The 11,900-nt window shown below is 56.2% G+C and carries 14 protein-coding genes; 5 read left to right on the forward strand and 9 right to left on the reverse strand.

Going from position 1 to position 11,900, the window contains the following annotated elements:
* Positions 1 to 108: 108 nt before the first annotated feature.
* Positions 109 to 237, forward strand: coding sequence for a hypothetical protein (locus N4Q37_RS27985; protein WP_390897959.1), 129 nt, complete (start codon positions 109 to 111; stop codon positions 235 to 237).
* Positions 238 to 249: 12 nt separating this feature from the next.
* The gene (locus N4Q37_RS24385; RefSeq protein ID WP_053191937.1) at positions 250 to 492 is read left to right on the forward strand and encodes a hypothetical protein; all 243 of its coding nucleotides are present in this window, start codon (positions 250 to 252) and stop codon (positions 490 to 492) included.
* Positions 493 to 513: 21 nt separating this feature from the next.
* Here N4Q37_RS24385 and N4Q37_RS24390 read toward each other — a convergent pair whose 3' ends face one another.
* On the reverse strand, positions 514 to 1,209 hold the full coding sequence (locus N4Q37_RS24390) for a DUF1963 domain-containing protein (RefSeq protein WP_260962450.1): 696 nt from the start codon (positions 1,207 to 1,209) through the stop codon (positions 514 to 516).
* A 401-nt stretch (positions 1,210 to 1,610) separates the two neighbouring features.
* Between N4Q37_RS24390 and N4Q37_RS24395 the strand changes: the two genes are divergently transcribed.
* The gene (locus N4Q37_RS24395; protein ID WP_260962452.1) at positions 1,611 to 2,114 is read left to right on the forward strand and encodes a hypothetical protein; all 504 of its coding nucleotides are present in this window, start codon (positions 1,611 to 1,613) and stop codon (positions 2,112 to 2,114) included.
* Between the two features lie 170 nt (positions 2,115 to 2,284).
* Positions 2,285 to 2,869 (forward strand): hypothetical protein, encoded by a 585-nt coding sequence (locus N4Q37_RS24400; RefSeq protein WP_260962454.1) that lies wholly within the window; start codon positions 2,285 to 2,287, stop codon positions 2,867 to 2,869.
* Between the two features lie 295 nt (positions 2,870 to 3,164).
* Here the strand turns inward: N4Q37_RS24400 and N4Q37_RS24405 are convergent, their stop codons facing one another.
* From N4Q37_RS24405 to N4Q37_RS24435, 7 genes are all read right to left on the reverse strand, one after another.
* Positions 3,165 to 5,663: an AAA family ATPase gene (locus N4Q37_RS24405; protein ID WP_260962457.1), complete on the reverse strand. Its 2,499-nt coding sequence runs from the start codon at positions 5,661 to 5,663 to the stop codon at positions 3,165 to 3,167.
* Between the two features lie 333 nt (positions 5,664 to 5,996).
* Positions 5,997 to 6,359, reverse strand: a complete 363-nt coding sequence (locus N4Q37_RS24410; RefSeq protein WP_260962458.1) for a DUF6124 family protein — start codon at positions 6,357 to 6,359, stop codon at positions 5,997 to 5,999.
* Positions 6,360 to 6,807: 448 nt separating this feature from the next.
* The gene (locus N4Q37_RS24415) at positions 6,808 to 7,443 is read right to left on the reverse strand and encodes an SCO family protein (protein WP_260962460.1); all 636 of its coding nucleotides are present in this window, start codon (positions 7,441 to 7,443) and stop codon (positions 6,808 to 6,810) included.
* On the reverse strand, positions 7,440 to 8,339 hold the full coding sequence (gene cyoE / locus N4Q37_RS24420; protein WP_260962462.1) for a heme o synthase: 900 nt from the start codon (positions 8,337 to 8,339) through the stop codon (positions 7,440 to 7,442). The genes N4Q37_RS24415 and cyoE overlap by 4 nt, the downstream gene beginning before the upstream one ends.
* Positions 8,327 to 9,406 (reverse strand): COX15/CtaA family protein, encoded by a 1,080-nt coding sequence (locus tag N4Q37_RS24425; protein ID WP_260962464.1) that lies wholly within the window; start codon positions 9,404 to 9,406, stop codon positions 8,327 to 8,329. Before N4Q37_RS24425 ends, cyoE begins: the two co-directional genes overlap by 13 nt.
* A 10-nt stretch (positions 9,407 to 9,416) precedes the next feature.
* Positions 9,417 to 10,010 carry a hypothetical protein gene (locus tag N4Q37_RS24430; protein ID WP_260962465.1) on the reverse strand — a complete coding sequence of 198 codons (594 nt, stop codon included), beginning with the start codon at positions 10,008 to 10,010 and terminating at the stop codon, positions 9,417 to 9,419.
* Positions 9,976 to 10,713, reverse strand: a complete 738-nt coding sequence (locus tag N4Q37_RS24435; RefSeq protein ID WP_260962467.1) for an SURF1 family protein — start codon at positions 10,711 to 10,713, stop codon at positions 9,976 to 9,978. The genes N4Q37_RS24430 and N4Q37_RS24435 overlap by 35 nt, the downstream gene beginning before the upstream one ends.
* A 71-nt stretch (positions 10,714 to 10,784) precedes the next feature.
* Between N4Q37_RS24435 and N4Q37_RS24440 the strand changes: the two genes are divergently transcribed.
* Positions 10,785 to 10,988: a twin transmembrane helix small protein gene (locus N4Q37_RS24440; RefSeq protein WP_260962469.1), complete on the forward strand. Its 204-nt coding sequence runs from the start codon at positions 10,785 to 10,787 to the stop codon at positions 10,986 to 10,988.
* 8 nt (positions 10,989 to 10,996) lie between these two features.
* Here N4Q37_RS24440 and N4Q37_RS24445 read toward each other — a convergent pair whose 3' ends face one another.
* A complete protein-coding gene (locus N4Q37_RS24445; RefSeq protein WP_260962471.1) occupies positions 10,997 to 11,884 on the reverse strand; it encodes a cytochrome c oxidase subunit 3 in 888 nt (295 codons plus the stop codon).
* Between the last annotated feature and the right edge of the window lie 16 nt (positions 11,885 to 11,900).

Below are 11,900 nucleotides of genomic sequence, written 5' to 3' on the forward strand. Positions count from 1 at the left end.
CATCGACTCTCTTTCCGCCCCCAGGGATTGTTTTCAGGTGAATCTGGAGAGGCGACAACTATCCTGACACCGGGGGCCTCTTACGTGTATGTACCCGTAGGGGCCGGTGTGCGCACGTATGTTAATGAAACCCTACCCACCTACCATGCGGGCGACGTACTGGTCAGTATCGAGGCACAGGTCAACGGCGGTATCGGCCCGCAACGCACCCTCTCGACATTGATCATCAAGACCTGACTGGAGACCTATATGTCCGACATTACCCAGATGGTTATTGCCGTGGTGTTGTCCTTTCTGCTCGATCGGTTTCTCAAGCCGTATCTGCTGCGCAAGTGGCTGGGAGTGGTGTTGGTGGCGGCGGGTGCGGTTGGCTGCGTTGTGGCAGGCCAGACACGCTTGTTGGGGTTTGATCTGGGGTTGTGGTCGGTTTTTGCTGTGCCTATAGGGATGGGGTTATTTATGAAGCGGCGGAGGTTTGAAGAGGATTGCTGAAGGAAAGAAGATGGCAAAACATCAGTAAAAATCATAATAAAGCGCCCACTCCCCAGTTTCGTTGTGCCTCCAGAACATCAGGCTCCCACTGTCGACCACGTTCAGATTGATCTTCGCGTCCGATGAGATCTGGAACACAAACTCAAAGCCTTCACCCGGATCGACCCCCGACTGGCAGAACGAGGGGTAACCGCCGAACTTGTGTTCGTAGGTGTGAGTGACCAGGTCGTAATAGCTCTGTATCTCGCCCGCGCGTTCCAGGGCGAGAATTTCTTGCTCCAGGTCCTCCGGCACACCACCGCCATCCCACAGTGGAAAGTCCTCCGGCACCACTTGCGCTGCCAGCGGGAAGGGTTTGAGGAATGCACCGGCCACCGGCAGCGACTTGCGCACCAACACATCATCCGGCCCATATTCGCGGATGACCCAATTATTCCCCATCGACTCGAAGTGCTCGGGAAGCGGGTTTGAAATGAACACCGTCAGCACCCGAACCCCGGCCAGCAGCGGGCTGTTGACGGGCAGGGCGGGCAGGTAGAACTGCGCATAGGGCAGCAACGGTTGCCCGGCCTGATTGGTGGGCACCTCTTCATCGGGGCGGAATAGAAAGACGTCGCCCAGCCAGCTTTCTTCATCAGTCCCGGTAGGACGAAAGCCGCCGGCAATAAGCTTCACGGCGGGGCGGGCTAGGCGTTGTTTGATTTCCTGGATGTCCATGGATGTAGACCTTCCTTTTGCTACAGGTGTAAAGGCCGCAGATTGGCGGTGTGCGGGTTTGGGTGGCAGCGCTTTTCTCCTGAGCCAGGGTACATCGGTAGCTTTCAGGAGTTGGATTTCGCACACAGTACGGGCCACGACCTTCCTGCAGGTCTTACCCGTGTCTGAGCGTCATCGATACTGGCTCGGCCAGTGGTGAGGAGACGATAGAGCCCGATGGCAAGGCGGACAAGCCGGCAGATTCTGGTTTAGTTGTAGGCCAAGGTGTCAGTCAGGGATACGCAGCTCGTTGGAGGAGGGTAGGAGGCAGGGTCCGTTAGCGAAAACCTGATACCTTTTGAAGCGGCTGGCAGCAAGCCACTGTTTGACTAGTGACAACGGTAGAAAATCCGGAGGACCACATGACCACACCCCTATCTAAGCTCAGTATGAGCTTTCAGGTCGCGTACCTAATAGAGGCGTTGGAGCTTTGTGTTCTTGACGTTCTCGACATCGTTCGCTGGGCCGATGAAGAGATAAATCGCCAAGCCGGTCCCCCCTATGAACTGATAGAGCTTGCGTTGATGGCTGACTCAAACAGGTTCGACGCGGCAAGCCAATTGCTGCGGATCGTGAAGCCTGCAGTGAGCGCTGCAGAAGTACTGCCCTACGTATTGGCAGCAGCCCATAAAAAATTGCTCGATACTCCCGACTTCGGAAAGGTTCTGGCCGAGGGGATGTTCCGCTCCTGGATCAAGGCAAATTGCAATTTTCCGGATGCTCTTAGCCCGTTCGGATACTTCGACGATGCTTACAGCCTGGCTGAAAGCGGGACGTACGGGACCGTCGACCAGATCAACCGCGAGCTGTTGGAGTTTACGGCTGGATTCCAGAGTTGGATTTGGCCCGCAGAGGTGGCTGTGTGATAGGCAGTAGCTTTAGCAATTGCAGAACTGCGAGCTTCCGCTCTTTGTTGTCGGAGAAATCGAAATCCGGCGGGAAAAATTAGGGACGGACCACGATGTTGAGTTCACTTCGGTCCGTCCCTTAATCGTGGTCTATCCCCGTTTTCTCAAAATTAACTGAAGGAATGACGATGCTTCGTAGCCTGCTTGTCGCAGCAATTACTCTATTTCTCACTGCCTGTGTAGGCATCACTCATGAGACACCAGAAGCTCAGCAACAGATGAAAAGGGATTTGAATCTGACCACCATCATCGACTCGTCAAGAATGAACTGGTGTGTTCATCCCTACGGCAGCGCCCCGGGGTGTAAGCCCAATAGGGGCGTTGGCATCGTCACTCCAAATGGCTTGGTAATGGCCCATTTTGTCAAAGATAAGTACGTGCTAGCCCACGTCCTCAAGTCTGAGGACATCATCTGTTCGAGCGTGCCTGGTGGAGCATCTGCAGACGGTTACTTCTTCGCATTCGCCGCTAACGAGGCGTACATGCTGGGGCCTCTTAAAGCAGATCGAGACGAGATCAATACCCACTTCAAAGTCCAAATGTTTAATTATCTTCACAGCAAGGGCCAGTACAGCTATAGCGGTCCGGAGGTGAACTTCCAGCGTCCAAGCGGCGAGAAGGTCAAGCAGACGACCGTCATTTCTGCTGGCCCGGCTACTAGAGTCTCCACTGAAATGGTCGATGTGCTCGAAATATACAGCCCATGTAAGTAGAAAAGGGAAAAGTAGGAAGCTGGGACGACCACGATTTTGGATTTACCGGTAATCTGCCAGTTCATAATCGTGGTCTGTCCCCGTTTTCCCAATGATCAGTACTTTGTTCGTCATGGGAGCAATGTTGCTGAAGTTTCACCGGTAAATTTTTCAAATTTGTTTGCGCGTTTCCCTCAGACGGCGCAAGTTTAGTTATTGGTTGTGTTTCGAGAAGTGGTGGGTCACCTTGTCACCACTTTTTCCATGACTGCCAGTTCCGTGAAAAATGGGGCAGAGTATTTGCTTCGATACTGCCTCATGAATCTTTAGATCGGTAAGGTTTTGATGTGGCGTGACTGCCATTCCGCACCATGTTACGTGCAGAAACTCTAGCTAGAGCACTGTCTAGGTCCGAGCGTACCGCTGCTACCCATTCAAACAGACCAGTCGGGTTGACGGTAATAAGTCTTGAATCACTTGCCTTTAGCTCAGTCAATATGATCCTGCAAATTTTCATCCAGCCGGGGTGGGCTCGCTTGGCTTCCTCTCTAATTTCGATCGCCACGGCCTCTGTTTCTAGTAGTGTTACCAAAGCCATCTGCGACAAATATACGTTATCACTAAATACTAAGCGGTAGTGCGCAATGCCAGCCGCGCTTATCCGAATCAACGTATCATCGCTAATCACTTTTTCAGAAGGGTCATAAATTTCAAGCAACCCTCTACTAAAAAGGCGATCTACAAAATATCTAAAAATTTCACGAGCGATATTAAGTGCAGAAAATATCGTCCAAAGCTCAGAAATTCTAATAAATCTATCTCTCGTAGTAGCCGCGCGCTCATCGGCATTTATCAAAAGCCGAAGAATATATAGCGCCATTAAGGGTGACGACACTGAACCAGCAGGGCGCGCAAATAGATTTGTAATAAAGCTATGTTTGTCTTCATCAAATAGCGATCCTTTTTGCAGAATTAGCGCGTTTAGCAAATCGGTTCTCCTAGGCGTAAGCTCCCCGCGAGCAACATATAATCGAAGTAGCTGGTCCAGGCCTATCCAAGGGGATGCTAGAATGGAACCCGCCAATTCCAAGCTGCGCCGCACATCGTAATTGCATAGTTTTCCTATGATTGAAGTAACATCAGAAGTTGCAACGAAAATTGACTCTACAGTTGCGCAAAAATATTCTAAGTGAGGGATTTCCAATTTCCAGCCAGGCCCAACCAAACCGCTCAACCTTTTACGGGCGTGTCCCTCCATTACTTGATTCTTTCTCAATATCTCTAAGCGCTTAGTAAATACTTCCTTCAGACTCGGTACTGGTAAGAAAAAAGCCCGGGAGCTAAAGCTTTGTAATGGCCCTGCTTTGCTTAGTGACCAGACGGTGGTATCAGTCACAGGGCAAACTAGAAATGAAGCTACATTACTTGAAATCCCTATAGCGTACTGGAAAACTGAATCTTGAATACTGCGCGATAGGTGATCAACGTTATCTATTACTAATACTGGTAGTAATCGACGACTAGCGAGGGAGTTTTTTAGCAGCGCTAACAGGTATTCGCGTGGCTGGTTCAATCTTAGTTGCCGTAGCTCCTCTCCAAATTTTTGCCGAAAAGCGTCCCTGTCGATCTTATATAAAGGTGCGAGTTCTCCACGACTCAATCGCTGGTACTTAGCCCAGAATGTGCCTCGTAATTCATCATATGTGGGAGTTGATGACCCATACAGTGCCCTTTCAGCCTGATCGATTAAACTATTGGACATCCAATCTGCTAGTCGCTCCTCTGATCCTTCACTTTTAAGTAGGTTGACGCTGAGAAATAACACTTGGTCTTTCGTTGGTTTAGGAACTACTTTTTGAAAGAACCTCTGTAAGAAAGTTGTTTTGCCCGCTCCTTTGTTTCCGACGAGCAGCACAAACTCACCGGTTTTCAGCTCGACAGAGTATTCCAAAAGATTTTGTAGTGCCTCCGGCTGGGTGCTATCTATTTGCTGCAATCGCTTCACTCTACCCAACAGTTCATCTACAATTTTCTCGAAAGCGACGTCAGCTTCACGACTAGCTTTAGTTTCAACAAAACAATCCATTAGGACATCAATGGATTGGCCGCTCATTCGTATAAAGGAAGTTGTAAAAAGCTCCTCAATCGCATAGCTCAGATCGCTCATAAGTGGTGTTTGTTTAAAACTTCTATCAAATGCTCGATAGTAGTTAGCTGATACCGGTGTGAAACCTGTTTCTTTTTCTCTTAAATAGCTTACGACTCGCGATTCTTGTAGGCCTACATCAGAAAAGAATTCATAGAACAGCGACCAATTTTTAATGACGGCCTCAACTGAGGGGAATACCACGCAAAATCCGTCAGCGGGAGCCAACCCATCAGCCCTTGAGGCTAAAAAACCGATCCACTGTCGGCCATTTGTAACAATCCCTATAGGCGCGCCAAATTTTGAAGCGTAGCGAATTGCTTGTTCAATTCCGCTTCTGGCGCCTGCTACAGCGCTGCTATTTAGGGGGATTACTGAAATCTCCGCCTGTTCAGAAGAGCAAAGGTTGATCTCATCCCGCTTTGCTTCTAATACTACTTTGCAGCGTGAACCATTAAAAAAGGCATAGTCAGCGTATCCGGCCGCAGCTAAATATGGTTCGACACGAAGGGTTTCTTTGGACCAGTCTAGCTCGGCTATTAAGAACTCATCTATTACATGGAACCTGGTTTGCGCTTCGTTACCATCGCTCGCAAGCGCTATACGATAATTTTCGATTCGTTCGCGGAGGCCAAACTCTTTTTTTGCCGATATTGCAAGCACGTCCATATGAAGGCTCCCAAACATTGATCTAGCTTTTGGCTCAGTATTATGTGTATAGCTCAGTTAATGCCGGAATGCCATCTTTTGGATTGCCTTAAATGTCTACTCTCTTGCGACTCGCCTTTAATAGAGAGCTTCGTGTCTTAAACAGGAGAATGGATAATCAGCGCCGTCTGTGCGCGAGTTCGTTATTGATCGTTTGCAGCCTATCGCTAGGAAGGGCTGGTGGAATGAATGGTGGAAAGAATCTGCGTTTATATACAATTATTAATTCGTATTTTCGAGTGGAACAGACAAAACCCGGCGCAAGCGCCGGGTTGTCATTGATAAAACCTTCTCCTACTGCCGCAGCTCCACGTTATCCAACACCCGATTCGCCAACAACGAACTCAGCTCAATCAACTGCTGTATCCCCAGCGCAACATGACGCCGCGACCCCTCCAGATCGAACGCCAGATCACTCACCATCGCATCAGCCGAGGCCAACGTTTCGCTGAGATTGGCGAGCAAGGATTCGTTGTCGATGCCGTTCACGACGGTGAATACCTGCCCCGGCTTCGGGTCGTCTTGGGATTGTTCCGGTTTTGGTAGCAAGTAGTAATCGAGCACGCGCTTGGTGGTCTCGTCTTGCTTCTTAGCTTTGGATTTTGCGGATTGTGCGATGGGGTCTGCTTCTGGGGGATTCGGAGTAGCTTTGAACATTGGTGTGATCCTCGTAAGGGCCGCACCATCCCGCTACTAAACGGAATGGAGGCGGCTGTGCGCAAGTTAGTAGACCGGTGACACACCAAACCGGCGCGCCCGAAGGCGCCATGCGCACAGCCACCATCAAGAACAGGCAAATACCTAACTGATGAGACTCATGCAACCGGGATGTCATCCGGGCTACTAAACCCGACCACTGATGGGCAGTGGCACGAAGACAATAGAACCCAGGAACAAGGCGCACAAGCGGGCGGATTCTGGCGTAGTTGTAGGCAAAGGCGCAAGGATGCGTAGTTTGCTGGGGGTGTGTAGGTGGGGGCTGTAGGAGAAGGGATTTTGGGTGATGCAGGGGCTTGTTTTCGCTTGGAACCGCGTCGTTTTCATCGCGGGCAAGCCTTGCTCCCACAGGGGATTGGTGGTGGGAGCGGGCGTGCTTGGCGTGGGGCTATTTGCGTTTCAGCATCTCCGGCAACTGCGCCACCAACTTCTGATTATTCAACGGCGCACGAATGAACCCGCGTTGTGTGCCGTCGGGGCCGATGACGGCGAGGTTGCCGCTGTGATCGACCGTGTAGTTGGGCTTGCTGGTGTCCGCCGGGATGAACGGAATGCTCACCGCGTTGGCGAGTTTTTGCAGGTCTTCGATCGAGGCAGGCGTCAGGCCTTTGAACTGCGGGTCGAAGTAGCCCAGGTACTGCTTGAGCTGCTTGGGGGTGTCGCGGTTCGGGTCGACGCTGACCAGCACGATCTGCAACTTGTCCACCGCCTCGGGCGGCAGTTCGCTTTTGATCTGGCGCAGTTGGGCGAGGGTGGTGGGGCAGATGTCCGGGCAGAAGGTGTAGCCGAAGAACAGCAGGCTCCATTTGCCTTTCAACCCGTCCACGGCCACGGGCTGGCCGTCCTGGTCGGTCATTTTCACGTCCGGCAGGGTGCGGCTTTGCGGCAGCAGGATGATGCCGGCGTCGATCAACGCGGTGGTGTCGCCCTGGCCTTTGCCGGTCAGCACTTTGTTGATGGTCAGGCCGAGGATCAGCGCGATCACGGCCACGAGGATGAAGACGGTTTTCTGGGTTCGGGTCATAGGCTCAACAGTAAGTAGTGATCGACAAGCAGGGCGATGAACAGCAGGAACAAGTAGTAGATAGAGTACTTGAACGTGTTGATCGCGGCGTGCGGCCGGCTGCCACGGTACAACACCACGGCCCATTGCAGGAACCGGGCGCCGAGTACCAGGGCGCAAATCAGGTAGAGCATGCCGCTCATCTGGATCACGAACGGCATCAGGCTCACCGCCAGCAGCACCAGGGTGTACAGCAGGATATGGATCTTGGTGTAGTGCTCGCCATGGGTCACCGGTAGCATCGGGATGTCAGCCTTGGCGTATTCCTCCTTGCGGTGGATGGCCAGGGCCCAGAAGTGCGGCGGAGTCCAGGCGAAGATGATCAGCACCAGCAGCAGCGGTTCGGCGCTGACATGACCGGTGGCCGCGACCCAGCCCAGCAGCGGTGGTGCCGCGCCAGCCAGGCCGCCGATGACGATGTTCTGCGGCGTTGCGCGCTTGAGGAAGCCGGTGTAGATCACCGCGTAACCCAGCAGCGACGCCAAGGTCAGCCAGGCGGTCAGCGGATTGGTGAACGCCAGCAACAACGCTTGGCCGATCACCGCCAGCGCCAGGGCGAAGGTCAGTGCAGCGGCGGGTGAAACCCGGCCTTCGGCCAAGGGACGTTTGTGGGTGCGGGCCATCACCGCGTCGATGCGGCGGTCCACCACGTGGTTGACCGCCGCCGCGCCGCCGGCACACAGGGCGATGCCCAGGTTGCCGAACACCAGCACGGTCCACGGCACACCGGCGCGGGTCGCGAGGAACATGCCGACCAGCGAGGTGATCAGCATCAGCACCACCACTTTGGGCTTGGTCAGCTCCAGGTAATCGCGCCAGATCGCCTGGCTGCGACGGGCGCCGGTCAAGGTTGCCATGGCATCTCTCCTTTTATTGTGATGGGCGCGGAGCCGTATTTATGCGGATTGAAGCGCCAGCGCAGTGGCCCCGGCTGCTTGACGCGGACCAGGCTGGTGCGGGCGTGGTAATTGACCAGCACCAGGGTCAGCAGCAACGCGGCGCCCCCGGCGTTGTGGGCGACAGCCACTGGCAGTGGCAGGTGGAACAGCACGTTGCTGATGCCCAGGGTGATTTGCGCCGCCAGTGCGGCCAGTACCAGGCCGGCCAGTCGGGTCATGCCGACGGTTTTCAATTGCCAGGCCAGCCCCAGCAGCACCACAGTGACCAGCAACGCGCCGATGCGGTGGGTCAGGTGGATGGCGGTGCGGGCCTCGCTGTCCAGTTGCCCGCCCAGGTAATTGGGGCCGATGTGCTGGGTCAGGTGAAAGCCATTGGCGAAATCGGCGGGGGGCAGCCATTGGCCGTGGCAGGTGGGAAAGTCGATGCAGGCGACGGCGGCGTAATTGGAGCTGACCCAACCGCCCAGAGCGATCTGGCCGATCACCAGCAGCAACCCGGCGGTGGCCCAATGTTGCAGGCGCTTGGGCACGGTCAGCGCCGGCAGTACGCCGGACAGCCGCAAGGTCAGCAGGAACAGCAGGCTCAAGGTCGCAAAGCCGCCGAGCAGGTGCCCGGTGACCACCTGCGGCCAGAGTTTGAGCGTCACCGTCCACATGCCGAACGCTGCCTGGGCGAAGACCACGGCCAGCAGGAACAGCGGCAGCTTCAACGGTTGGCCCGGGCGATGGCGGTTCATCCAGGACCGCGCCGCCAACAGCACGATCATCAAGCCCAGTGTCCCGGCAAAGTAACGATGGACCATCTCGTTCCAGCCCTTGTGGGCTTCCACCGGGGCGTCGGGAAAGTGCAGTTCGGCATGGGCCAGTTGGGCTTCGCTCTTGGGCACGCTGATGAAGCCGTAGCAACCGGGCCAGTCCGGGCAGCCGAGGCCGGCGTGGGTGAGCCGGGTGTAGGCGCCCAGCAGGACGACGATCAGTGCCAGCAGCGTGGCAAACAGCGCAAGGCGAAATCCAGGTTTGGCCATGTCGATGCCCTCATCCGATGTTCGACAGTTTCAGCAAGTGGCGCAGGTCGTTGAGCAGGTCCTTGCCCTTGACCCGGGCGTCGTAGCGCAGCACCAGGTTGCTGTGGGGGTCGATGATCCACAGTTGGGCGCCGCCCGTGTCCTGGGCGCCTTTGCGGTAGGCCGGCAGGTCCAGCGGGTAGCGTTGCAGTTGCGGGTATTCGCGCTGCAATTGGGCGTCGTACTCGGCGTCCAGCGGTTGTGCGACCGCCAGGGCATGGCTGGCGCGGGATGCATCGCGACCGAGGCCGATCTGCACCTGGCGGGCCAGGTACACCAATTGCCGGCAATCCACCGAGCACGCCTGCGGTGCGGTGACCAGGATCTGCCAGCGCTGCTCGTCGGCCTGCACGCCGATCTCGGCGCGGGTCTGGCCGTTGCCGATCAGTTCGCCGTGGTAGCTGCGGCTGTCCGGCACCCAGAACTGGAATTTGTACATGCCGGTGGCGAGGATCATCGGGCCGATCACGCCGAAGACGATCAGCAGCAATTGCAGGCGTCCTTTGCGACGGTTGTGCATCACGGGCGCCTCAGACGTGTTGGTTGGATTCATGGTGTTTCCCATGGTGTCTCCCTGCGTTGTGCCATCCGAGATAAAGGAAAAGGCCGAACAGTGCCGCCGCCATGGCGAACCACTGCACGGCATAACCGAAGTGTTTTTCCGGACCCATGGCCACCACCGGCCAGTCGGTCCGGTAGGCGCCGGGGCCGCTTTGTTGGCGCAGTTCATAGGCGAAGCCGTCGCGGCCCAGTTCGGCCCAGAGCTTGTCCGGCGCGACGGCGGTAACCAGGCGCGGCCAGGGGGCGCCGCTGGGGTCGGCGTGAAGCTGGAAGGTCGCGCCCGGTGCCACGTAGACCCAGGCTTCGAGGCTCACGGGTTGTGCCGGTGTGTCGAAGGCCGGCGGTGTGCGCCGGTCGGGCCAGGGCAGCCAGCCGCGATTGACCAGCAGCCAGAGCCCGGTGCGGTGGTCGAGGAACGGTTGCAGCAGTTCGACGCCGACCTTGCCGTCGTGCTGGCGGTTGTCCAGCAGCAGGCTGTGCTCGGCGTCGAACTGCCCTTGCAAGGTGACCCGGCGAAAGGCCGGGTCGGCGGTGTGTGACAGCTCGCTGCTGTCCAGCGGCGGCGCCACGCGGCGCTCGGCGTAGTTGTCCATGAGCACGCGTTTCTGTTCGCCCCGGCTCAATTGCCAGAACCCCAGGCACACCATCACCGGCACCAGCACGGCCACCACCAGCGACGGCACGAGTCCTGGCCGAAAGCCTTTCATGGCGCCGTCCGAAAGCCGTCGAACGGGATAGCTATACTCACCTGCATCGCGTCCCCCCGGAGTGTTCCCTGATGCTAAAAGCAGCCATCGTCCTGATGCTGATTGCCACGGTTGCGAGCCTGTTCAGCGGCCTGTTTTTCCTGGTCAAGGACGACAGCGCTTCCAATCGCCTGGTCACCGCGCTGGCGGTCAGGGTCTGCCTGGCCGCCATCACCGTCGGCTTGATCGCCTGGGGCTTTTTCAGCGGCCAGTTGGTGTCCCATGCGCCTTGGTAACGGTTGTCTCAGAGCACGTAGACGAAGATAAACAAGCCGATCCACACCACATCGACAAAGTGCCAATACCAGCTCGCCGCCTCGAAGCCGAACTGGTGCTCGTTGTCGAAATGCCCGCGCAGGATGCGCATCAACATGACGAACAGAATGATCGTGCCGATAGTGACGTGGGCGCCGTGGAAACCGGTGAGCATGAAGAACGTCGCGCCGTAGATCCCCGAGCCCAGGGTCAGCCCCAGTTCCTTGTAGGCGTGGATGTATTCCTCGGCCTGGAAGCTCAGGAACGCACAACCCAACAGGATGGTGATCGCCAGCCAGAGTTTCAGCGCACCGCGATGACCTTTTTTCAGGGCGTGGTGGGCGATGGTGACCGTGACGCTGGAGCTGACCAGCAGCACAGTGTTGAGCAGCGGCAGGCCCCAGGGGCTGATGACTTCCTTGGGCCCGGGGAAGAGTTTCGGGTCGGGGGTGTTCAGCAACGGCCAGGTGAACTGGAAATTCGGCCAGAGCATATGGGCCAGGCCCTTGGTGCCTTCGCCGCCCAGGGCCGGCCCTGACACGTGGCGCACGTAGAAGAGTGCGCCGAAGAAGGCGATGAAGAACATCACTTCGGAAAAGATGAACCAGCTCATGCCCCAGCGGAACGAGCGGTCGAGCTGCGCGCTGTAGAGCCCGGCACGGCTTTCCTTGACCACCGCGCCGAACCAGCCGAACAGCATGTAGGCCAACAGCAGGCCGCCGACGAAGAACACCAGCGGGCCGTGGGATTCCGGTCGCGCCGCCTTCAGGTCGTTGAACCAGGTCGCCAGGCCATACAGGGTGACGAACATTCCGACCGTGGCGATGATCGGCCACTTGCTCTGGGCCGGAACGTAATAGTGTTCGTGAGTTGCCATTTATTGTTCTCCTTAT

Source organism: Pseudomonas citri, assembly GCF_025336485.1.
GTDB classification, from domain to species: Bacteria; Pseudomonadota; Gammaproteobacteria; order Pseudomonadales; family Pseudomonadaceae; genus Aquipseudomonas; species Aquipseudomonas citri.

Coding starts and splice junctions, on each gene's coding strand:
- N4Q37_RS24385 (WP_053191937.1), top strand. CDS start 250: ATGTCCGACATTACCCAGATGGTTATTGCCGTGGTGTTGTCCTTTCTG.
- N4Q37_RS24390 (WP_260962450.1), bottom strand. CDS start 1,209: ATGGACATCCAGGAAATCAAACAACGCCTAGCCCGCCCCGCCGTGAAG.
- N4Q37_RS24395 (WP_260962452.1), top strand. CDS start 1,611: ATGACCACACCCCTATCTAAGCTCAGTATGAGCTTTCAGGTCGCGTAC.
- N4Q37_RS24400 (WP_260962454.1), top strand. CDS start 2,285: ATGCTTCGTAGCCTGCTTGTCGCAGCAATTACTCTATTTCTCACTGCC.
- N4Q37_RS24405 (WP_260962457.1), bottom strand. CDS start 5,663: ATGGACGTGCTTGCAATATCGGCAAAAAAAGAGTTTGGCCTCCGCGAA.
- N4Q37_RS24410 (WP_260962458.1), bottom strand. CDS start 6,359: ATGTTCAAAGCTACTCCGAATCCCCCAGAAGCAGACCCCATCGCACAA.
- N4Q37_RS24415 (WP_260962460.1), bottom strand. CDS start 7,443: ATGACCCGAACCCAGAAAACCGTCTTCATCCTCGTGGCCGTGATCGCG.
- cyoE (WP_260962462.1), bottom strand. CDS start 8,339: ATGGCAACCTTGACCGGCGCCCGTCGCAGCCAGGCGATCTGGCGCGAT.
- N4Q37_RS24425 (WP_260962464.1), bottom strand. CDS start 9,406: ATGGCCAAACCTGGATTTCGCCTTGCGCTGTTTGCCACGCTGCTGGCA.
- N4Q37_RS24430 (WP_260962465.1), bottom strand. CDS start 10,010: ATGGGAAACACCATGAATCCAACCAACACGTCTGAGGCGCCCGTGATG.
- N4Q37_RS24435 (WP_260962467.1), bottom strand. CDS start 10,713: ATGAAAGGCTTTCGGCCAGGACTCGTGCCGTCGCTGGTGGTGGCCGTG.
- N4Q37_RS24440 (WP_260962469.1), top strand. CDS start 10,785: ATGCTAAAAGCAGCCATCGTCCTGATGCTGATTGCCACGGTTGCGAGC.
- N4Q37_RS24445 (WP_260962471.1), bottom strand. CDS start 11,884: ATGGCAACTCACGAACACTATTACGTTCCGGCCCAGAGCAAGTGGCCG.